A 22,296-nucleotide genomic window follows, 5' to 3' on the forward strand; every position below is an offset into this window, starting at 1 on the left:
AACCCCGTTAACGAATGAGTTGGTTGCCGATGAGAAAATCGATAAGCGCGTTCACACACTCATCCACACTCATTGAAGACGTATCGAGCCGCAACTCCGGGCGTTCGGGCGCCTCATAGGGCGAATCTATACCAGTGAAGTCACGAATCTCCCCCGCCCGGGCTTTTTCATACAGGCCTTTAGGGTCTCGCTGCTCGCAAGTGTCCAGCGGAGTGTCCATAAACACTTCAATGAACTCTCCGGCGGGGAACAGGTTGCGCACCAAACGGCGATCACTGGTGAAGGGCGAGATAAACGCACTGAGCACAATCAGGCCGGCGTCTGCAAAGAGCTTGCTCACCTCGCCAATACGGCGGATATTTTCTATACGGTCGCTGTCCGTGAAACCCAGGTCTTTGCACAGAGCGTGGCGCACATTGTCGCCGTCCAGCAAAAAGGTGTGATAGCCCCGCTCGTGCAGAGCCACATCCAGAGCATTGGCCACGGTGGATTTACCGGAACCACTCAGGCCGGTAAACCAGAGCAGACAAGGCTTCTGGTTCTTATTAGATGCGCGCTCGGCGCGGGTTACTTTGTGGTTGTGCCAGACTATGTTGCTCATACCGCCTTACACCCCCACTCGGGAAAATTCTCTCGAATGTACCGGTTCAGGTTGCGCTCGGCTTCGGTGTACTCGCGCACCGGCTGTTCACCAGCTCCGTCCAGTGTATGGTTCACCATGCCTGCGGCTACGGTTACGTTGCTCAGCCGGTCAATCAGGATAAAGGCCCCTGTGCCGGGGTGGTTCTGGTAATCTTCAAGAACCACAGGCTCTGCCAATTCAATATCACACAGGCCGATTCCATTCAGCTCCAGGCCACTGGCCGTCTGGGTACTGCGCTCCAGACTGTTCACATCAATTTCTTCCAGCACCCGGTTCACAAAGCATCCGGTCACTTTGGTGCCCATTTTAATGCCGTATTCCCGGCCGGGCACCAGGGCGTTTTCACTCATCCAGACCACATGGGCGGCAAAGCGCTGGCCCATGACCGGCTGCTGGTTAGCGTGCACCAGCATATCCCCGCGAGATGCGTCGATTTCATCTTCCAGGGTGATGGTAACTGCATCACCGGGCCAGGCTCGCTCAATCTCGCCTTCGTAGGTATGAATGCCTTTAACCCGGGATGTCATGCCCGAAGGCAATACCGCCAGTTCATCCCCCTTGTGCACCACGCCACTGGCTACGGTGCCGCAATAGCCCCGAAAATCCAGGTTCGGCCGGTTTACGATTTGTACCGGGAAGCGAAAATCCGTCACGTTCTGATCCTGGCGCAATTCCACATGCTCCAGAATGTTCATGAGCGTTTCGCCGTGGTACCAGGGGGTATTCTCACTCCGGTTAACCACGTTGTCGCCATTCAAGGCAGAAATCGGCACGTAATAGACATTCCCCAGCCCCAACTGCCTGGCCAGCTGTTCATAATCCTCACGAATCTCGTTAAAGCGGGCCTCATTGAAGTCCACCAGATCCATTTTATTGATGGCAACCACAACGTGCTTCAGCCCCAACAGGGAGGCAATAAACGAGTGCCGGCGAGTCTGGGTGAGCACACCTTTACGGGCGTCTACCATTACCACCGCCAGATCACAGGTCGAGGCACCCGTTGCCATATTGCGCGTGTACTGCTCGTGGCCCGGGGTATCGGCAATGATGAACTTGCGCTTATCGGTTGAAAAGTACCGGTAGGCAACATCGATGGTAATCCCCTGCTCCCGCTCAGAGGCCAGGCCATCCACCAACAGCGCCATATCCAGCGCATCGCCGGCATTGCCCTGGCGCTCGTTGTCTTTATGCAAAGAAGCCAGGTGATCTTCAAAAATCAGTTTGGAATCGAACAGCAGGCGACCAATCAGCGTGGACTTACCGTCATCAACACTGCCACAGGTTAAAAATCGCAGCAGGTCTTTGTTTTCGTGTTGATCCAGGTACGCAAGGATATCGGATTCAATTAATTCGGATGCATGAGACATAACTATTCCTTAAAAGTACCCTTCGCGTTTTTTCTGCTCCATAGACGCCGCGGAATCATGGTCGATTACCCGGCCCTGGCGTTCCGAGGTAGTGGTCAGCAGCATTTCCTGAATGATTTCCGGCAATGTGGCGGCTTCCGATTCAACGGCACCGGTGAGGGGGTAGCAGCCCAGGGTGCGGAAACGCACCTTTTTCATCATGGGCTTCTCGCCCGGCTCCAGTGGCATGCGATCATCGTCTACCATGATCAGGGTGCCATCGCGCTCTACCACCGGGCGCTCCGCCGCGTAATACAGCGGCACAATGTCGATGTTTTCCAGATAGATGTACTGCCAGATATCCAGCTCGGTCCAGTTAGACAAAGGGAACACCCGAATGCTCTCGCCTTTGCTCACTTTGCCGTTGTACAGATTCCACAGCTCAGGGCGCTGGCTTTTCGGATCCCAGCGGTGAAATTTATCCCGAAACGAGTACACCCGCTCCTTGGCCCGGGATTTTTCCTCGTCCCGGCGAGCACCGCCAAAGGCCGCATCAAAGCCGTACTTATCCAACGCCTGCTTCAGGGCCTGAGTTTTCATCACATCTGTATGGGTGGCACTGCCATGGGTAAACGGCCCAATGCCCTGCTCCACGCCTTCCGGGTTGGTATGCACCAACAATTTCATGCCCACCTTCTCCGCCATCCTGTCCCGGAAAGTGATCATTTCCCGGAACTTCCAGGTGGTGTCTACGTGCATCAGCGGAAACGGCGGCTTGCCCGGTGCAAAGGCTTTCATGGCCAGATGCAGCATTACCGCTGAGTCTTTGCCAATGGAGTACAGCATTACCGGGTTATCAAACTCCGCCGCCACTTCGCGAATAATGTGAATCGACTCCGCCTCAAGCTGTTTGAGATGGGTTTTCTTGGGGGGTGTTAAGGTCATTACTCTTCCAGTTATTTGTTTGGCCACTAAATCCACGAAAGAACACGAAATAAAAGATAAAACGCCTTGCTCTATCTAATCAGTAGTCTTTGTTCGTGTTTTTTAGTGGATTTAGTGGCAAATAATCATTTATCCCAAAAATTGGACATCACGCCAACAAACGCATCCAACTGCTCAGCCGGCAACTCATTAATCCCGGCCGCCGCCTTACGCCCGCCACCTGTGGGAAACTGGCGTGCAACTTCATCCGCACCGGTGCGGTTATTCAACGGCGCACGAATACTCACCAGATAACTACCATCGGCCTTCTCCGTCACAATGGCACAGGCCTTATCCGCATTGCGGTTCGCCAGTTCATTGCCCAGAACACCACTCACCCGGCGGGCCCAGGCTTCATCCGGCAGTTTAACCACGAGAGAGGTGGTGGTTTCGTTTAGTACAGGCGCCGCGAGGCCTTTCTCCATATCCGCCTGATACCCGTCACGCAACTGTTGCCAGGCGGCAGGCTCAGAGGCGATCAAATCAAGCGGGTCTGCAAATTTCACAAACTCCCGGTACAAATCCGCCGGATGAAAGTGCAGATCTTCCACGGTGGCGCCATAACCGTTGTAGTTCATGCACACACCCAGGGTTTTCAGTGCGCTGGCCTGCTCTGAAGACAGACCCGCCTTTTGCGCCAATTCTTCAGCCACTGAATTCAGGTTATCCCCGAAGGCCGCAGTAATCGCCCAGTTATGAAAACGGCCACCTAAATACTGGTCCACCAGCAAGCTGGTACAGGTGGTGGGCTGCGTATCGATTAACGAGATAAAGCCAGATGCATCCGGCAAGGTATCGCCCGGGAAATGGTGGTCTACGTAAAAAACGGAACAACCGGCTGCCAGCAGCTTATCAACCGCAGCACGGTTTTTATCGAGGCTGATATCGAGAATATTTACCTGCGCAGGGGCATCAGCCGGAATACGCTGAACCAGGGCTATGTCGCGCTTTACGCCTGTGACCAGTGTGGATTCACAGGGGGTAGCCAGGCGGAGCTGGATCAGGGCACAGATGCCGTCTGCGTCGCCGTTGAAGGTGTCGTAGGTTTTCATAGGGCTTACTGTTTTATAGTCCAATTCAAACTCGCGCTTTTCGCATAATCACTTTGACCTTTTGAACGTTATCTGCCCCAAGAACTCTTCTGATGCTCTGCTTCACGTACTTCCAACCGGTAACTTTGCTCGTGAATTCAGATAATAACTGCAGCGCTTTGGCATAACCAGGTAGAGGCGGGAGGGCCGTCGCCGGTACCCTCACGGGCTTTACCGACCAAAGTGAAGCAGTGATGAAGTACCGACAACTGACCCAGACACAACGATACCAGATTTCGGCCCTGCGTGTGGCCGGCAAAAGCCAACGACAGATCGCTGCAATGCTGGGCTGCCACGACAGCACGATCAGCCGCGAGTTGCGGCGTAACAGCGTTCATGGCTATGAACCAGAGATGGCGCAGCGTCAGGCGAACACCCTGCGTAGAACCGCCTTCAAGCGCCACAAACGAGTACAGTGGCTGACAGATTGGGTCTCTGAACGGCTGAAGGAACATTGGAGCCCTGAGCAGATTTCAGGCTTTATGCGCCGCATGAACATTCCAGTGCAAGTCAGTTACCAATGGATCAAGTAATAGGCCCACTGACCAACCTATAGCCAGCTTGTGAACGCAACAAAGCTGTTTCTACCTCGGAGCCTCCCTACCTAGTCCACCTACCCCCGCCGAAATCGCCGCACCGCCACCAGAAAGTGCCACAGGAATGTAGACATCAACAGTGCCAGCACCAGGCTGGCGAACTCCATGTTTGTGTGCATAACCGGGCGAGCCAGCGTGAAGCCCTTGGCGAAGTTATTAAGCGCGTCGCCGACTGCCAGTATGTTTGCCTGGACGGTTTCGTTTACCAGCCCCTCGGGCAGCTGCCAGCCGTTCTTGACGACTAGCCATGCGTTAATGGCTGCGGTTAGCAGCAACAGTACCAAGGGCTGGGTGTAACTTTGTCCGTGGCGGGATACAGAGTGGTTGAAGCCTACCAGCAGGCGCTCTCGGCCATACCACGGCTCCTGTTGTTCCAATTCCCGCCGGTAGGCTTCCATTTCCAGGCCGAAGAAGCGATTGGCTTCAATGCGGTTAGCAACGGCTTCAAAGCTGTGTTTGATCAGGCGAAAGGCTTCCCTGTCGACGGCGGCTTTAGCTTGCTCGGTGAGGGCTAAATCCAGAAAATCCGGGGCGACGGCGTAACGCACTGAGCTGAGGCGTATGTCATCTTCAATAGCCGCCGACCCGCAGGCCAACACCTTTTCAAAATCCGATCTCAACACAACGAAAGACCCGATTTTGGCGTCACCACAATTAACCGGTCGGGTGAAGGTCGCATCCATAAACGTCAGTGATTTAACACCTGCCATTCCCAGGTTAACACTTCCATTCAATTCGGTGTCGCTGATGCTCAGCTTATCGGCCTTGACACCGGAGCAATCGAAGCCTGCCAGCGTACAACTGTCGACATGGATGGTTGAGATAGTCTGGTGGCTCAGCTCTATAGGCCAAGTGGCATTGGTATTGATGATTACCAGCTCGTCGAGGTATTGCTTGTTTTCCCACGGTGGAGCTGAGGTGTACCAAAGCCGGGTATGTAGATTCACGCAGGAAAGCATCAGCGACTTTGCCGAGCACTCCCAGAACAGACCGCTGTATTGTCCAAGACTATCCGCGTCAACACCGGGTTGGTGAATGCTTACTGAACCTTGAAACGTACAATCCTCGAACAGCGAGTCGCCCTGCTCTGTATAGCCATGATTGCACCCGATGCACGATACCGACCAACCTGCTGAAAAGTGGCAGCTTTCAAACCACTGAGTAACGCCTGGCAGCTCAAGACGGTCACAGTCAAAAGTGCAGTCTTTGAAGCGGACTCGTTTCAGTTTGCTCAGAATCACTTGATAAGTGGGTACGTCGTCCTTGCCGGACGACGCCGGGAAAGTTAACCCGCTAATTTCTATGGTGAACTTTTCCAGCGCGCTGTCGAGACGCTTGGCGGTACTCAGAGAAACCGAACTCTGCAAACCATACCCGTGTTGCAACCACTCAATCGCATGGGCCTTGTTGAACATTGGGCTTGCGATTCTGGATTGGAGCTGGGGGAGGATCTGGTTGATTAGGGATTGCATACTAGCTTCAGGCTACTACCCCTCACATAAACCGCTGCCGTATCGCCACCGTCAAATCTGCCCGCCGGAAGGTTGCGGCTATTCGCTGTAGACTGGCTTCTTCGCACCGGATGCCGAGTTGTTCCATGGCGTGTTTGGTGTTGGTCAGGGCCTGGTTGTATAACGTTTCTTTGTTGGTTTCGAAGGCTTCGATCATCGCCGGGAACTTTTGTGGAGTTACCTGGGCCAGGGTCAGGCCTTTTTCGCGTAACAGTTCATGCCCGATTTGCATCGCCAGTACGTTGGAGGCGTAAGGCAAGAATAAATATTCGCCAATGTAGTTTTCGGATTCGTGTTTGCGTTTGTTTTCCACGTACCGCCAGATGCTCACGGCGAGCACCAGTTGCGCGGCATTCAGATCGCCGAAAATTTCGTCATACAACTGGCCAAAAAGCTTGTTTTTATGGAACCGGGCGTTGTTCGGTTTTGCTCTCCATACAGAAAGCACGGCCTCGGCGGCAACGCCCAGGCTGATGGGGGTGTATACGCTGGCAGGGGCCTTTTCGCCGCGCTTGGTCTGATAAACGTACAGTGGCTTTCCGTCTTTCTCACCCAGTAACGGCACGGAGTGGGCCAGCGTTCTCTGGATTTCGTCGTTGGATTTAAGGTCACTCAAATCCACGACACTTTGTGAGTTGGTGGCCACCGTTATTTTGCTGATGATGTCGTCGTTGTCGTCATCCAGTTCGTAAATTCTCACCAGCACGAAGCACTGGTTTACATCCAGCCCGGGATTCTCTGATAACACCGTGTGTATGGTCTTACAGGTTTGCCCGCCGTTGATGATGTGCATGCCTTTCATATCAACACGCACGTCTTTTTCCTGCAGGTTGTTGTAGGTGATCTTCGACGTAACGATGGTTACGCCGTTGTTCATGAAAAAGAAGTCTTTGTTTTTTTCCGGACTGCGCAGGGTTTCAGCGATCGAGCTGTTCACCTTATTGCTTTTAGTACCCAGAAACTTCCGAATGTTTCGCTCCAGCAGCACGTCGCCGTGGCTCTCAAAGATGCGGTGAAATTCGCTGACAGGCACTTTACCCAGGAAGAAACGCTTGCGGTTGAAGTCTTCCACTATCCGGTAGCCGGCAAACTTCAGGTGTTCGTCAACTTTCTTTTTGCCTTTTGACAGCGCCACGAAATCATCATGGTTAAAGTGCCGGAAGTTGACGTAGTCCGGGAAATGGGCGTTATCAATGTAATCCTGGCCCTCGCGATTAACCGGCAAGCCATTGTTGCACAGCACTATTTCAATGGAGGGAATAATGCCCTCGTTCACCATGATGGACCGAATTTCTTCAATTCTGGCCTTCAGCTGCGGGCTGGCCTGATAGGTCTGGTTTGGGTCAAAAATGGTCCGCACCACAGACACCATTTTTTGCACATCGTTGGCCGGGAAGTGGCTGCCACCCTCGTAACTCGCGCCATTGCTTTTTTCCAGCCGCGTGTACTTGCCCTGAAAAATCTTTACGTGGAACGACTCATCCACAATATCTGAGATGTACAGCGCATCAATACCAAAATCGCCCCGGCCATCGTAGATGCAGTCCAGCACTTCTTCGTCTGAATCCAGATCCAGCAGGGTTTTGGCTGCCAGAAACACAAATGCCTTACTCACCGCCCTGTCTGCCTGGCCACCTAACTCGGCCAAATGCGATTCGGCGGTTTTGTTGACCATTTGGTCCAGGTAAAGGAGGTTGATGTTCATGGTGGCTTGCTCGGGTGGTTTTGGGGTGTTGGTTGCTTCAGGTTAACTGCGGGCATCAATATCAGCACTTTAACACTCGCCGTTCCCAGGTTAAAACTGCCAGCGTACAACTGTCGACATGGATGGTTGAGGTGGTCTGGTGACTCTACAGGCCACGTGGAATTGGTATTGATAGCTGCCAGCTCGTCGAGGTTTTGCTTTTTTACGAACAATGCTCAAGCAGCGAGTCACCCTATCCCATCATAATTAAACTTTATCTATGAATGGAATTTACAATGACAATACCACTAAGTATGCATGAAATCCATGATTGTATGCTTAATGTTATACCTAAGATAATCAATCTTATGCTTCAGCCCGGACACATTTTTGTTTAGAAATTTAGCTGACAAATATTCATTAACCCCCACTCCAGATACTTCAAGAATGGAAAATATTTTATCTAGCCCTGGCTTGGGGTTATCTAGATCTAGCTCAACAAAATACGCCCAGTCCTTAGAAAAATAATCAATTTGTTCATAAACATTATTGACATAATCTCTACAAACCCTGATGTCGTTAACCTCAAGAGGCCGCATCAGTATTCCTTGTGAATACGACTTCATCATCTTAATACCCGCCCACCTCCTATTATAGCTTTTTGATATGCTTTCCTTGTCTCTTATCACCTTTACGAGTAGTGAGCTACAGCCATATCGAGCGGTCAATCTAGGCAAAAACCAAACTAGTCGATTGTCACACTCAAAGTGGTTTTCAGGATAATCAACACGCTTCTCTCCAAGCATTTGACAGTTCGATTCATGTGCTGACGTATAACCCTCAATCTTTTTGAAAGCCTCGGAAAGGGTCGTAGTAGCTGTTCGACCAGGCGATAGTAAAAAAATGTTCATCAATGACTTATCCCCATGACGTTTAATATTTACTTAGCAAAAACAAAAGTATTTATTCCTAGCTTTTTTCTCACCATAAACATTAGTAAGACATTCCAAACTGACAGAGAAATAGAATATCCGATGGCAGCCCCCACCAACCCTAAAAACGGCACCAATATTAGACACAAAATCAAGTTTACTATCAAAGCTAGCGCAGCGCCTATCACTGTCGATTTATCATTGCCTGTCATATTTAGAACTAATGCAACCGACCCTGCTGATGCATTAACAAGTTGCCCAAGGCATAATATTGTTAATGCTGCTGCCGACACGTACTCTTGACCAAACACAATATCAATAATAGGTCCACCAAAAACTATCAAAACTATAGCAACAGGAAAAGATACTAAAGCAACAACCCGGGTACTAAGAGTGATCGTTCTTTGGAGTTTCTCTAGCTCACCGGAGTTATAAAGGCGAGCAATCTGTGGTGCCATAGCCATGTTGACTGCATTCAGCCCAAACGCTACGAGTGCTGCCCCTGTAGCCGCTACGCGAAACAAGCCGACCTCTTCGCTCGTCGCCAAGAAACCAAGAAATAGTATCGACACTTGCGAATCCAGGAGTTTCAAACCAGCAAACAGTGATAGCGGCAAAAGGCTAGCCGCCCATGGCTTGATGTTATACTTGGATTCGGCTGTTTTTGCGCGCTGAGGAAGCGCCTTGAGTAACAAAAACACACCCAACGTAAAGGCCAGTAATGCGCCGATCACATTGAACTGTATTGCGCGAACTGCGCTCAACTCGCTGCCTAAAAGAACCACGCTCCCTACGAGCAAGATGACCGTGGCCGGTCGAACAATTTGTTCCGGAGCTTGGGCTGAGAGTACCCACCTTAGCCCTCTTAGTGTACCTGTTCTAACGGCTTCGAACGCCATCAACGGCAACAGCAGGAGGGCCCAAAGCAATGTGGCAGTTTCTAAGGTGTCATCCCCCCTCAGTAGCAGCCACGATCCAACAATCGTCACAACGATGACCGAATAGCCGATTGCGAACAGATTTGAGGCTTTGAGTAAGCCTCGCATCAATCCCCAGTCTTTATTTAACTGATTTTTCGCAGTTTCTCTGACCAGTAGAGTGGGGAGACCAGCCTTTGCAGGTAGGCTTAGCAATGTGATAATTGATAGGACAAAAGCGTAGGTACCGTAGCTTTCAGGCCCCAAAGTGCGAGCCAGTAGCACACCACTTACCAAGGTAAGCAGAAGATTAACCACCTGGATCCCAGCTGATCCGCCTGCTCCCCTTATTAATTGGGCTTTGAGGCTTTCGCCTTGTATGTGTCTAAGGTATTTCCTCAAGCTTGGGGCCTGTCTGTTTGTGAGAATTCGGGCAGGACGGATTTGCTGACATGACTAAATTTAAACAACCTGCAACCACCTTAATCTTTAAAATTGGAAGCTGGCTTTCCGAGCCTGGAAACATACTATCGGTTGTGAAAGGTGACTTTCCGTAGAAATGGTTTTTACATTGCTGGAAATGGGCTACTGGAGTTTCCAAAGCTGGAAATAAATTTCGGTGACAAATTTCTGAGAAGGACTGGAAACTCTGTTTCCGGTGCTGGAAATTCGAAAACCTAACTCTTTGATTATATTGGCCCCCTTGAAAACTGATAAGGGCACCTTATCAGTACTGATTATTTCTCCACTTTTTCTGGAGTCTCTTCCCTGCCTGAACGCACAAATGCAACTACAAACACCGTAAATACCCCAAGCATCCCCCCCAACATAGTGGCAACGACGGCAATAAGTGCTCGCTTAGGCTCACTTTTCTCTTGTGGCACCACGGCCGGGTCTACGGTTTTGAACACGTATTCGTCCTGCGCGTTAGCCAGCATTACGGTGCGGGTTTCACTTTCTATCAGCTGGTAGAACACCTGCTGCATGCCGGCAATGTTGGTTTCGCTGAGCTTTTGCTCCAGGTACGCAATGCGGGCTTCGGCTTCTTTTACGTCTTGCTCACGCATGTGTTCGTTAATGTCGTGTACAAGTTTTGTGGCCCAATCTTTGGCGACCGGAGGTGACTGGCTTTTAATACTCACAGTCACCATGCCGGTTTCGTCGTTGCTGGAAACGCTGAGGTGCTCCTTGAATGCTTTCACCATATCCCAATCCGTGGGTTTGAGGTTCTCACCTTTGTCGTCGGTCAGCCACTCTCGGGAGTCGGGGTTGTAGACTTCTTTATTGATTACCCATTCCTGTTTTTCTATATCCCAGCTTTCGGTCGCCATAAGCGGAACGGTCAGGTTGTGGCGGTGTATGAAGTCGGTCAGAAAGGCGCGGGATTGCAGTACTTCTTTGGCCATAACCGTCTGGCTTGCGCTGCCTCCGCCCAGGCTGATGCCGGCCAGGCCTGCGAGGCCACCCAGCTGGCCGCTGAGGCCGCCGCCACCGCCCTCTTCCTGAGCTGGGGCCAGGAGCACATTGGCCTGGTAGATATTGGGCTTGCTCAGGGCGTAGAACACACCGGCTGCTGCAAATACGATGGTAAACAGGATGATGATCCACTTGCCCTGCCACAGGGTGGCAAAGAGTTCGCGCAGGTCGATTTCATCATCCGGGTAGTATGGCTGTTCGGCCATTTGTGTCATTACGGGTTGATTCATTAGAGGTTACCCACTGCGGCTGCACCAAGGGCCATCTGGTATACGATCTGGCTGACGTTGGTCCAGAGTTCAAGCTGGTTCAGGCGGTCGACGTCGATTGGCATGATGATGGTGTCGCCCGGCTCCAGCTGACTGCCACCGCCGCCGAACCAGTTGCTGCGTTTGGGCATCATCACGGAGCCGTCGGCTTTAACAACGTAGGCGCGGCTTTCGTCGGCCTGGCGGGTGGGGCCGCCGGAGCGTTCCAGGTAGTCTTCTACAGTGAGGCTGGCCTGGTGCAGGTGGCTGGTTGGGAACTGGACTTCGCCGAATACTGTTACTGCTTGTGGGATTTCCGGCACAGTCAGGCGGTCGCCGTCTTGCAGACGAATGGGCTGGTGCGTATTCCCGCTGGTTATAGCTGCCAGATCAATCACCATTCGACCTACAGGGCGGCTCCCTTGTACTTCGTCGAGCAGGCTTTCAACGCTTTGAGCGCGTTCGGCTGCATCCCCACTTAAACTGTCGCCCTGCAGTTGAACTCCCAGCAGGTCGCCTTTGAGGCGCTCTTCGGCTTCCTGCAGCCGTTGAGCTTCAAGCCGGCGCAGCTTAGCGCGAGTAAATACAGCGCCTTTCGGGAATGCGTTGCTGGTAAGCCCCCCAGCCCGTTTGAGTACATCAGTCAGGGTATCACCATCCTGAAATGTGTATTCCCCTGGATAGGTTACTTCTCCAGAAACGGTAACTGTGCGGTTTTCTGCAAAATCCGGAACGCCTTTAATTAATATCCTGTCGCGGCCTTGTAATGCGACATTATCACTGCCTTCCAGCACTTTAGATGGAGTGAAATTGATAACGCGGGTTTCACCGGTTCCCTGCTCACTTGTGGTGTAACGGGTAATCTCGCCTTCCAGTAGCAGAGCATTTTCCCGAAGGCCTCCGGCCGCATCCAGCAATTCCTTTAGAGTGCCATTTTCTGGCATTGGATAGGTACCCGGAAAGCGCACTGCTCCGGCTACCCGGACTACCGGCGCCCATTCGTTGGGGCCGGTTTGGGCTTGCAAGCGTCTATTGATCTCGGCCAGGGCATTCTGGCGCGCTTCGCCGCTGGTTTCCGACAGCAACAGAACTCTGTCTCTGGACTGAAGTTTCAGGTTATGCTGAGGATCTTCATCAGCCACTGCTTTGCGTAAATTGAAAGATTTAACTTCAACAATATTGCGCTCTACTCGCTCCCGAATACGCAGGGCATAGTTGTAGTCAGCATTGCGGGTGACATCGAAGGTCAGGCTATTGACCAGGTCACTCACTCTCAATCCAGGCTCCCACGCGTAGCGGCCTGTGCGCACGGCCTCACCTTCTAAAGCAACAAAGCCTTCTGTCAGCTCAGTGACTGATGAAATAGTGAGCACATCACCCGTTTTCAGTGCAGTACGCTTCGCGCTGGCACTCGTCAGATCCAGGTCCTGAATGCTGAGATTAAAACTCTCATCAACCCGCTGCAGCTGTGCGCGTTTGGGGTAGGCGTCTGCGGTAAAACCACCAGAAAGCCGGATAATATCTCCCACTGACTGGCCGTTTTCAAGTTCATACAGGGCTGGGCGGCGCACCTCGCCTTTTATACCGGCGAGATGGCCAACCGGCGGAATAAAAATAACGTCACCTGGCTGCAAGCGCGCATCTTCACTGGTATCCCCCTCCAGCAGGAGGTCGTACAAATCTAGGGTTCCAACCAGTTTACCGTTGCGCTTGTGCTGAATGTTACGCAAAGAACCAGTACGCTGAACTCCGCCAGATACAAACAGGGCATTGGTAATAGTAGACAAGGAACTCACTGTGTACGCACCCGGCGTTCTGGCTTCACCCAGTACAAACACCCGCATGCTCCGCAGTTCTCCAAGACTGACACTGGCTTTCAGGCCAATGAAGTGCTGATCAACCAGCGCGCTGATTCGTTCTTTCAGATCAGCGAAAGACATCCCTGCGACAGGTTCCGGACCGATTTCCGGGAAACTGATTGTGCCGTTGCGGTCTACAGTGAGCGTGAACTCCCGGTTTTGTTTACCCCACATTTGTATACGGATTTCATCACCCGGGCCTATGGTGTACTCGCCGGGGACAGGCACCGAGGTAACCGGCGCAAAAGTGCTGGGACTGCCAGCAAACAGGTCATATCCGTATGGCTCAAGACGACTGGTCTGCTGTTTGTTTTCGGCACTGCTGCCTTTCGTTTCTACGTTGCTTTCTTCCAGCTCAGCATCCTGTTGGCCGGAGGTTGACTGTACCACCGGAGGTGGGTTTCGCACCTGATCACCGTTGGTGCTGCCAGTACCTGAACCGCCAATTGAATCCAGGTCCACGCCGTACTGTTTAGCCAACGCTTCCTGTTGGGCCTTGGGCAGGCTTTTGAAGCGTTCGATTTGTGCCGGGCTGATGGACTGGGCCTGGGCTGCGATGGGCAGCAGCAGGGCCATGGAGAGCAGGAGTTTTTTAAAGTTCACGGTTTTATGTTCCGGTTTTTTTGCTGAAATGTCAGAAACGGTAGGTCCAGCTGGCGGAGGCTGTGTATTGGTCTTTTTCACCGCTGGTGTATTCGATCTTTTTATCACTGACCTGGACGCTGAGGTCCAGCCAGCCGCTTAATATTTCTGTGCCGTAGCCGACTTTTGCGATGGCAACGGTCTGGTTTGCTGCGGGCACGTTATAGAACACATCCGGGTCTGTGCCTCTGGGCCGAAGCCGGTTGAATCGGTTCAGCTCAGCGTAGGTGATGCGTGCGCTCAGGTTGCTGCCGCTGTTCAGAAAATGGTGTGCGCCCAGTGTAATGGCTTCGGCATCACCTTCCAGACTGGTGGCCTGGTTACGGCCATAGTAACGGTAGCCTGTCTGGTAACGGCTGTGCTCGTAGGTAATGCCGGGCATGGCGCTGCCCATCAGGTCGTCGGCAGTGGTGTTGGTGTATTCCAGGAACCACTGCTGGTCGGCGGCAAACAGTTGTGTGGTCCAGTCGGCACCCATCAGCCAGGATTTTCGGGCCGGAAAGGCGCCGGCTTCGTCTTCACCCATCATCTGAATGTACAGGCCCATGCTCTGATGGCCCACGGCGAAGCCGTAGCGAATGTCGATACTGCCCAGCTGGTTGCCCGGGTCGTCTTCACCTTTCTGACCGTTGTCTCGGCCGATGAAGGCATCCCAGAAAGTAGAAAGACCGTCTGGTCGCCCTTCCCCACCGTACATGATGGCCCGGGACAGGCCGATGTCCAGGTTGCGGATGGGCTGAAAGGCAAAGCGCATGCCCACGTATCTGGCATCCGGTACCTCGCGGTCGCTTTCATACTCGCCGATAAAGGTGGTGAACTGCCAGGGGCCGATCCAGTTCAGCCAATCGTTCTGTGGCGCGGCGGTGCTGTTGCGGGTCAGCCACACGCTGGGCATGGGGCGGGCGTTGTTTGACAATATCAGGCTGGATTGCCAGCCCGGCCCCCACCAGCGGTCGATAGCGCCGGCGCCGAATACCCAGTTGCCGGGGTTAAAGGCCAGGTAGGAGCCATCGAGGCGCAGTTCTTCATCGTCGTCTGGCTCGTTGGTGTACGTGGGGTTGAGGCCCATGGCCCAGGCACTGCCCTGCCATTGCAGGCTGAGACTGGTTTCAGCTTTGCCGGTGCCGGTTTGGGTAAAGCCGGTGATGCCGGGCACTTCGTTCTGGCCACGAATATTGAACTCACCCCGAAAGCCCGGGCTGGCCTGCTGATCTTTTTCAAAGTTAAGGTAAGCCGCGGCTGTGCCTACGGCCTGTTGATCCCGGCCAGCGCTGCCTGCACCTGCAGTGGCGTCGGCCCAGCTGATGGGCCAGGTGGTGACAGAACGCTCTATATGGCCGCGGTCGGCCAGCTTCTGAATGGCGAATCTGGCTCTTGGATCACCTGGCTCTGCCCAGGGGGCGGCTACTGCAGATAAGGCGTTCAGGCACGCTACCGCCCCACCGACCAGGGCACAGTGCTTTAAGGACATAGGCTAAATTACCGACCGTAAAAGAAAAAAATCCGCGCTTTCTGTGCATGAACAAAAATTCACGGATTTCAAGCGTGGGAATTGTACTGGTTCAAATTTTTGACACAAGTGGCAAATGTTAAGACGTGCCGTATTGGAGTAAAGGATTGTTAAATCTTCACTCCCCCTCTCCCCAACCCCTCTCCCTCGGGGGGAGAGGGGCTTTGCTTGTGCAAGCTTGGGGAGTGGCTTCCCCTCTCCCCTCGCGGGAGAGGGCTAGGGAGAGGGGGCTTAACTAATGTGCAAGCCTGGGGAGTAGCCTCCCCTCTCCCCTTGCGGGAGAGGGCTAGGGAGAGGGGCTTAACTAATGTTCAAGCCTGGGGAGTAGCCTCCCCTCTCCCCTCGCGGGAGAGGGGCCGGGGGAGAGGGGGCAGGGCAGATTATGGACGAATAGCAGAGACAGGCACTTTTACCCTCTGCTGCTTTTGCATAAAGTTAATCAGCACTATCGCCCGCTCTTCCCCATCATAAGCCTGGAACACGGCGTTGATGCCGTCGAAGGCACCTTCGGTGAGCTGTACGGCGGTGCCGGGTTTGAGGCCGCCCTGTTTCTGGACGGTGTCGAGGCCGTCTTTGATTTGCTGGATAACGCCATCCGCTATGGGGGCGGGTTTGTTGGCGAAGCTGACCACGCGCAGTACGCCCCGGGTGTAGCGGAGTTTGGCCCACATGGGGTCGGTTTGTTCCAGGTTTACGAAGAGGTAACCGGGAAACAGGGGTTCGAGTTTTTTGGTGCGTTTGCCGGCGCGGACTTTTTCCACCTGGATTTTCGGGTAGAAGCAGGCGATGTCCTGATTCTGCAGGTTGGCCAGGGCTCGGTCGCCCTGGGCGGGTTTCAGTTGTAGTGCGTACCAGGTCATTCAACCCTCCGTGTTTCAGAAGTACCAGTTGCCGGCGGCGATAAAGTGTGGGTTCAGTACGTCTTCCTTACCGTACCGTAACGGCTTGCCTTCCAGTGTGTGTACGTTACCGCCGGCGGCCAGGAGTACGGCGTGGGCGGCGCCTGTGTCCCACTCGCTGGTGGGGCCCATGCGCGGGTAGATGTCGGCGGCGCCTTCGGCGATGCGGCAGAATTTCAGCGAACTGCCTGCTTGCAGGGTTTCATGGGCGCCCAGGCTGTCGATAAAGGCGCGGGTTTCCTCATTCAGATGGTTTTTGCTGGCTACCACCCGCCGCGTCGACGGAGGCACGGCGACTTCTATGGGGTGTGCCTGTCCATGGCCAAAGGGCTGTGCCTGTCCACCACTTTGCGGTGCCTGTCCATGCTCTTCGGTGAGTGCCTGTCCACCACTTTGTGCCTGTCCACGGCTATCCTGTCCATGCTCTTCGGCGTGTGCCTGTCCACGCCCATCGCGCTTCCAGGCGCCTATGCCTTTGATGCCCCAGAAGGCTTCATCCAGGGCGGGGGCGGTGACGACGCCCAGGACTGGTTCGCCGTTTTCGATGAGGGCGATGTTTACGGTGAATTCACCGGTGCGCTGGGTGAAGTCTTTGGTTCCGTCGATGGGGTCGAGCAGCCAGAAGCGCTGCCACTGGCGGCGTTCTTCCCACGGGGCCTGCAGCCCTTCTTCTGATAGTATCGGTATATGCGGGCTGATGTTGCGCAGGCCTTTTACGATAATCTCGTGACTGGCCACATCCGCCGCGGTAATGGGGGATTCGTCTTCCTTATAGTTCACCTGGAAATCTGTGTGGTAGATCTGCAACACTTTGTTGCTGGCTTCGTCTGCCACTTTGATGACTTCCCGGAGTAGGTCGCTGTAGTCCATTGCCTGCATCCTGCTGAGCGTGTGGCCTTATATGATACCAAAGTTTGCCATGGTTCCGTATTCAGGCTTTGTTTACACAGGCGTTTTGAGGCAATCTGGCGCAATTGATTTCTGGCGCTTTTTTTCCTGTCGGGCATAAGGTTTTTACTATGAAACTGCGTTTTCTTGGCGGTACAGGCACGGTGACCGGTTCCCGCTATCTGTTATCCGACGAAAACCACCGGGTTCTGGTGGATTGTGGCATGTACCAGGGAGTGAAAACCCTGCGCCGCAGGAACTGGGCGAAATTCCCGGTCGATCCGTCCACGATTGATGCGGTGGTGGTCACTCACGCCCACATCGACCACACAGGGTATCTGCCAGCGCTGGTGAAGCACGGGTTCAAGGGGACGATTTACTGCACCCGCGGCACGCACGATTTGTGCAAGGTATTGTTGCCGGATGCAGGTTATTTGCAGGAAGAAGACGCCAAGTACGCCTATCGAAAGAAGTTTTCCCGGCACAAGCATCCGGAGCCGCTGTTTACCGTTCAGGATGCCTGGGAAGCGCTGAAGCAGTTCAAATCGCTGGATTACCACCAGACGTTTGAGCCGGTGAAAGGCTTTGAGGTGACGTTCACCCCCGCCGGGCACATTCTGGGTTCAGCCTGTGTGCATGTTCGCTATAAACCCCATAACCGCACGGTGGTGTTCAGCGGTGATGTGGGCCGGCAGGATGATCTGATTATGCGGCCACCGGAACCGATTCAGAAAGCCGATGTACTGGTGTGTGAATCCACCTACGGCGACCGGCTGCATGGAGACACAGACCCGGAAACAGAGTTGGCGGAGATTGTGAACACCACCGTGAGCCGTGGCGGCATTGTGCTGATTCCCTCGTTTGCCGTGGGCCGGGCCCAGATGCTGCTGTATGCGATTCATAAACTGATGCGGGAGGACCGGATTCCCCGGCTGCCGGTGTTTCTGAACAGCCCCATGGCGATTAAGGCCACGGAGATTTTCTGCCGGTACCATAAGGAGCACAAGCTGAGCGCCCAACAGTGCGAGGTTATCGACAGCCATACGGAATTTGTGCGCACGGTGGACGAATCGATCAAGCTGAACTCGGCCCGTTACCCCTGCATTATTGTGTCTGCCAGCGGCATGGCCAGTGGCGGCCGGGTGCTGCATCACCTGAAAACGCTGCTGCCGAATCACCGGAACAGTGTGGTGTTTGCGGGCTTTCAGGCACCGGGCACGCGCGGCGACCGGCTGGTGGCCGGTGTGGATAAGGTACGGATTCACGGGGAGTACTGGCCAGTACGGGCCACGATTCACAACATGAATTCGCTTTCCGCCCACGGTGACTATAATGAGCTTCTGCACTGGCTTGAGCAGGGGTCTCTGCAGCCGAGCAAAGTGTATGTCACCCATGGCGAGATGCTGGCCAGCGATATTATGCGCAAGCGTATCCAGGACAAATTTGGCTGGGACGCTGAGGTGCCTGATTTATTTGACGAGGTAGAGGTTTGAGGTTAAGCACTCTCTTTTTTGGTTTTTTCCTGCTGTTCTCCTTTGTAGGTGGCGCCCAGGCTCAGTCTTTTTCGATTCCGGGCATGGCCGGCTTCGGCAAACAGGAGGAGAAACAAACGGCCTCGCGGGAGGAGCTGGAAGAGTCCATCAACGTCACCATCAAGGCGCTGCAGGACGACGAAAGCCGGGAAGCACTGGTTAAGCAGCTCAAATCCATTCAGGTGGGGCTGCAGGCGGAGTCGACCGAGACGGGGCTGGCCGCTGCCGATGGTGAAGGATTACTGGGCGCTTTGGCAGAGTTTTTTGATGAAACCGCCCGGGTGGCCCAGTCGGATGAAACGGCTCTGAGCCTCTGGCAAACCCATTTCCGCAATGCTTACAGCGCCGCCAAGAAGCTTGTGGCCGGAGCCTCATTCCGCACGATTGCGGAAATCACCGCCGGCATGATTGCCTGGATCGGCGCGTTATGGGGCCTGACCCATCTGGCCAGCCTGTTCTTTTTCTGGCGCGGCTGGCCTTTGCAGATGCCCAGACAGGCACGGCCCTGGATGTTGATTGCGCACTTTGTTCGGCGTACCGCTCCCTGGCTGATCACCTTCACTGCATTGCTGGCGGGGCTGCCGACGTTTGGGATGTCGGAAGGCGCCCAGTCGACCATTCTGATTTTCTCCTATGCAGCGTTGATTGCCCGGGCGCTGACGTCGCTGTTTGATGTACTGATTTCCATTTTTACCAGCGGCCATCGGCTGACGGCGGTGTTGATTCTGCGTCGACGTATTCTGTTGCCACTATTTATTGTTGGTGTGCTGTTCGGCCTGGAAGACGCTCTGGCGACACCGGAGCTGACGGATATGCTGGGCAGTGAGCTGGCCAGTGCTCTGGCTCTGGTGTTCAGTGTGATTGCGGCGCTGCTGAGTTTTTACGTGATTATCCGTAACCGGCGCCCGGTGACTCACCTCATCCGCAACCGGCCTTACGAGCAGCGCAAGGACCAGGGCGTATGGCGTGAGGTCACTGCCCTGCTGGCGCGGCTGTGGCACATTCCCATGTTGCTGGCGATCAGTGCCTCTGTGGTGGCGGTGTTCATGAACGGCGGCGAGACGGATGCCGCCCTGGGCAAAGCGATGATCTGTGCGCTGATGCTGGCACTGACTCTGGCACTGCAGGGGCTGATTGGTATTCAGGAAAACCGGCCGGCGCATCAGGCCCTGAGCACATTCAGCCAGCGGCTGGTGCGTTTTGGGTATCACCTGGTTCAGATGGCGGCGTGGCTATTGTTCCTTGAGCTGGTTCTGCAGATCTGGGACTTTTCCCTGTTTGGTGTCGGCGGCCACCCGTCTGTGAGTGCCGGCCTGGCGGGCAGCTTGCTTGGAGTGTTGATTACCTGGCTGGTTGCCAAGCTGACGTGGATTTTTGTGGATGAGTTTCTGGAGCGGGCCATGCGCGGCGGCGACCGCAACAAGCGCATTAACCCGGCCCGGGCCCAGACCATTCTGCCCATTGCCCGCAACACCCTGCTGGTCACTATTCTGGTAATTGCCACTCTGGTGAGCCTGTCTACCCTGGGCGTGGATGTCACGCCGCTGCTGGCAGGTGCCGGTATTGTGGGTCTGGCCGTGGGTTTTGGTGCCCAGACGCTGGTGCAGGACTTAATCACCGGCCTGTTTATTGTCGTGGAAGACTCCATGTCGGTGGGCGACTTTGTGGAGATCAACGGCTTTATGGGCACGATTGAGGGCTTCAACCTGCGCACCGTGCGCATGCGCGATCTGGACGCCATTGTGCACCACATTACCTTCAGTAAAATCAGCTCGATTCACAACATGTCCCGGCAGTTCGGCATCGCCCTGATAAAAATCCGCATCCCCCGGGAACTGCCCATCGACGACGCCATCCTGCTGATGAACGAAACCGCCGAAGAACTCCGCAGCCAGCCCGACATGCGCTGGCTGATCTGGTCGCCCCTGGAAATGCAGGGCATCCACTCCTTCGAAGAAGGCTGCCCGGTACTGCGCATGCGCATGCGCACCAAACCCGAGTACCAGTGGGACGTCTCCCGCGCCTTCAACCTCCTGCTAAAGCGCAACATGGAAGAACGCTTCATCGACATAGCCGCCCCCAGAATCAACCTGAGCATGGAAGCCGAAGGCGGCTCCCGCTCGGCTTATGTTGAGAAGCGGAATGGGGAGTGAGTTTTGGTGTGGACAGGCACGGGCGAAGTTTTGGTGTGGACAAGTTTTGGTGTGGACAGGCACTGGGCGACACAGTTCACAGTTTTGAAACCCAATGCTGTGCCTGTCCACCGACAACGATTCGAGTCGTGTTTTAAAACCAAATAACTAATCTATACTCCTGCCTATACACTCATGACCAAGGAAGAAAAATGAAAAAACTGTTTGCGTTCAGTCTAATGGCTGCCCTGCTCTCATTCTCTGGGGCTGTTACGGCCCAGGAAATCCTCGAAGGTGAACAGATTCGGGATATTTTAGTAGGCAACACGCTCCAGGCTGATTATCAGGAAGCAGGTGAATGCCGGCATACCTTCTACGAATACTTTTCTGAAGATGGAAAGATCTATGGCCAGGAAAAACGAGCAGCTCATGCCTCCGGCTATACCCGGTATCTTGGAAAGTGGGAAGTGAAAGACGGAGAATTCTGTATCAACGTCGGCTACGGACACCGGGGAGGCTGCAGCGTTTTCGAGCGTGTCGGTACAAATACCTTCGTAAGAAAATTTGATGGCTTTGAGATCGATCGTGTAAAAGTTCACGAAGGTCGCCACCGCCCCTGCATGTAATGCCGGGCATCCCCTTCCCTTTGGACAGGCACTTCTCTTGTGTCGGGCTAGTCAACCCAGGTTGTAGTGCCTGTCCAGCCTTCTTTGCCGGCACTCTTCCTATCTAGGGACAGGCACTCGTGCTTTAGCCTTCTCTGTCGTGGACAGGCACTCTCAGGTGCTAACCACCTGCAGTCCTATCACTGACAAAATCAGGCTGCTCAGGAAAAACATTCGCCAGAACGTAACCGGTTCATGGAACAGCACCACACCGGCCACTACCGTGCCAATGGCGCCGATAGCGCCCCACACGGCATAGGCCGTACCCACGGGAATCGCTTTTTCGCCGCCCATCGCCTTGAACAGCAAAAACATGCTGATGGCTACGCACACCCCAAACGAGGCCAGCCAAAGCCCCATCTGCTTACCGCTCGTTTGCTGGGCTTTGCCCAGGCTGATCGCAAAACCAGTCTCGAAAAGCCCGCCGATAATCAGCAAGAGCCAGTTAATACTCATAGTCAGACACTCACTTAGAAACAGGAACAGTACTTTGCCGGGATTGGGAGTGCCTGTCCATGGCTCACTCCTCCTGTCCATGGCTCACTCCTGGACAGGCATTCCCTACTAACTATGGACAGGCACTAAGCACTGATGGACGGGCACTAAGCACTGGATTCTCCCTACTGACTACGGACAGGCACTAAGTGCGTGCTAAGTGCCTGCCCTGGCTGAGTGCCTGTCCACCAACAAAACTTGCGATCCTGCCCAAACCCGACTACTGTATATAACCACAGTGTTCGA

At 54.0% G+C, this 22,296-nt stretch carries 18 protein-coding genes; 4 read left to right on the forward strand and 14 right to left on the reverse strand.

Annotation, left to right across the window (positions count from 1 at the left end; genetic code table 11):
• Nucleotides 1-7 precede the first annotated feature (7 nt).
• The 4 genes from cysC to FFI95_RS10700 form a co-directional block, all read right to left on the reverse strand.
• Complete coding sequence (cysC, locus tag FFI95_RS10685; RefSeq protein WP_144822374.1) at nucleotides 8-601, reverse strand: adenylyl-sulfate kinase; 594 nt, start codon at nucleotides 599-601, stop codon at nucleotides 8-10.
• Nucleotides 598-2,010: a sulfate adenylyltransferase subunit CysN gene (gene cysN, locus FFI95_RS10690; RefSeq protein ID WP_144822375.1), complete on the reverse strand. Its 1,413-nt coding sequence runs from the start codon at nucleotides 2,008-2,010 to the stop codon at nucleotides 598-600. Before cysN ends, cysC begins: the two co-directional genes overlap by 4 nt.
• Nucleotides 2,011-2,019: 9 nt before the next feature.
• On the reverse strand, nucleotides 2,020-2,934 hold the full coding sequence (gene cysD / locus FFI95_RS10695; RefSeq protein ID WP_144822376.1) for a sulfate adenylyltransferase subunit CysD: 915 nt from the start codon (nucleotides 2,932-2,934) through the stop codon (nucleotides 2,020-2,022).
• A 125-nt stretch (nucleotides 2,935-3,059) separates the two neighbouring features.
• Nucleotides 3,060-4,049, reverse strand: coding sequence for a DHH family phosphoesterase (locus FFI95_RS10700; protein WP_246069479.1), 990 nt, complete (start codon nucleotides 4,047-4,049; stop codon nucleotides 3,060-3,062).
• A 209-nt stretch (nucleotides 4,050-4,258) separates the two neighbouring features.
• On the opposite strand from FFI95_RS10700, the gene FFI95_RS10705 reads away from it, so the two are divergent.
• Nucleotides 4,259-4,597 (forward strand): helix-turn-helix domain-containing protein, encoded by a 339-nt coding sequence (locus tag FFI95_RS10705; protein ID WP_144822378.1) that lies wholly within the window; start codon nucleotides 4,259-4,261, stop codon nucleotides 4,595-4,597.
• An 80-nt stretch (nucleotides 4,598-4,677) separates the two neighbouring features.
• Here FFI95_RS10705 and FFI95_RS10710 read toward each other — a convergent pair whose 3' ends face one another.
• The 9 genes from FFI95_RS10710 to FFI95_RS10750 form a co-directional block, all read right to left on the reverse strand.
• Nucleotides 4,678-6,132, reverse strand: coding sequence for a hypothetical protein (locus FFI95_RS10710; protein WP_186312004.1), 1,455 nt, complete (start codon nucleotides 6,130-6,132; stop codon nucleotides 4,678-4,680).
• 22 nt (nucleotides 6,133-6,154) lie between these two features.
• Nucleotides 6,155-7,876 (reverse strand): AIPR family protein, encoded by a 1,722-nt coding sequence (locus FFI95_RS10715; protein ID WP_144822380.1) that lies wholly within the window; start codon nucleotides 7,874-7,876, stop codon nucleotides 6,155-6,157.
• Nucleotides 7,877-8,163: 287 nt separating this feature from the next.
• The gene (locus FFI95_RS10720; RefSeq protein ID WP_144822381.1) at nucleotides 8,164-8,766 is read right to left on the reverse strand and encodes a hypothetical protein; all 603 of its coding nucleotides are present in this window, start codon (nucleotides 8,764-8,766) and stop codon (nucleotides 8,164-8,166) included.
• Between the two features lie 29 nt (nucleotides 8,767-8,795).
• Nucleotides 8,796-10,106 (reverse strand): flippase, encoded by a 1,311-nt coding sequence (locus tag FFI95_RS10725; RefSeq protein WP_281288520.1) that lies wholly within the window; start codon nucleotides 10,104-10,106, stop codon nucleotides 8,796-8,798.
• A gap of 335 nt (nucleotides 10,107-10,441) precedes the next feature.
• Nucleotides 10,442-11,410, reverse strand: a complete 969-nt coding sequence (locus FFI95_RS10730; RefSeq protein ID WP_246069480.1) for a Wzz/FepE/Etk N-terminal domain-containing protein — start codon at nucleotides 11,408-11,410, stop codon at nucleotides 10,442-10,444.
• On the reverse strand, nucleotides 11,410-13,890 hold the full coding sequence (locus FFI95_RS10735) for an SLBB domain-containing protein (protein WP_144822383.1): 2,481 nt from the start codon (nucleotides 13,888-13,890) through the stop codon (nucleotides 11,410-11,412). Before FFI95_RS10735 ends, FFI95_RS10730 begins: the two co-directional genes overlap by 1 nt.
• Before the next feature lie 31 nt (nucleotides 13,891-13,921).
• Nucleotides 13,922-15,400: a capsule assembly Wzi family protein gene (locus tag FFI95_RS10740; RefSeq protein ID WP_144822384.1), complete on the reverse strand. Its 1,479-nt coding sequence runs from the start codon at nucleotides 15,398-15,400 to the stop codon at nucleotides 13,922-13,924.
• 419 nt (nucleotides 15,401-15,819) lie between these two features.
• Nucleotides 15,820-16,299 carry a transcription/translation regulatory transformer protein RfaH gene (rfaH, locus tag FFI95_RS10745; RefSeq protein ID WP_144822385.1) on the reverse strand — a complete coding sequence of 160 codons (480 nt, stop codon included), beginning with the start codon at nucleotides 16,297-16,299 and terminating at the stop codon, nucleotides 15,820-15,822.
• 15 nt (nucleotides 16,300-16,314) lie between these two features.
• Nucleotides 16,315-17,208 carry a 3'(2'),5'-bisphosphate nucleotidase CysQ family protein gene (locus FFI95_RS10750; RefSeq protein WP_144822386.1) on the reverse strand — a complete coding sequence of 298 codons (894 nt, stop codon included), beginning with the start codon at nucleotides 17,206-17,208 and terminating at the stop codon, nucleotides 16,315-16,317.
• Nucleotides 17,209-17,357: 149 nt separating this feature from the next.
• Here FFI95_RS10750 and FFI95_RS10755 point away from each other — a divergent pair, with 149 nt between their 5' ends.
• From FFI95_RS10755 to FFI95_RS10765, 3 genes are all read left to right on the forward strand, one after another.
• Nucleotides 17,358-18,719 carry an MBL fold metallo-hydrolase gene (locus FFI95_RS10755; RefSeq protein ID WP_144822387.1) on the forward strand — a complete coding sequence of 454 codons (1,362 nt, stop codon included), beginning with the start codon at nucleotides 17,358-17,360 and terminating at the stop codon, nucleotides 18,717-18,719.
• Nucleotides 18,716-20,911, forward strand: coding sequence for a mechanosensitive ion channel family protein (locus FFI95_RS10760; RefSeq protein WP_246069481.1), 2,196 nt, complete (start codon nucleotides 18,716-18,718; stop codon nucleotides 20,909-20,911). The genes FFI95_RS10755 and FFI95_RS10760 overlap by 4 nt, the downstream gene beginning before the upstream one ends.
• Before the next feature lie 191 nt (nucleotides 20,912-21,102).
• On the forward strand, nucleotides 21,103-21,516 hold the full coding sequence (locus FFI95_RS10765; RefSeq protein WP_144822388.1) for a hypothetical protein: 414 nt from the start codon (nucleotides 21,103-21,105) through the stop codon (nucleotides 21,514-21,516).
• A 153-nt stretch (nucleotides 21,517-21,669) separates the two neighbouring features.
• Here the strand turns inward: FFI95_RS10765 and FFI95_RS10770 are convergent, their stop codons facing one another.
• The gene (locus FFI95_RS10770; protein WP_246069482.1) at nucleotides 21,670-22,092 is read right to left on the reverse strand and encodes a DMT family transporter; all 423 of its coding nucleotides are present in this window, start codon (nucleotides 22,090-22,092) and stop codon (nucleotides 21,670-21,672) included.
• Nucleotides 22,093-22,296 lie beyond the last annotated feature (204 nt).

Source organism: Marinobacter piscis (assembly GCF_007671655.1).
GTDB classification, from domain to species: Bacteria; Pseudomonadota; Gammaproteobacteria; order Pseudomonadales; family Oleiphilaceae; genus Marinobacter; species Marinobacter piscensis.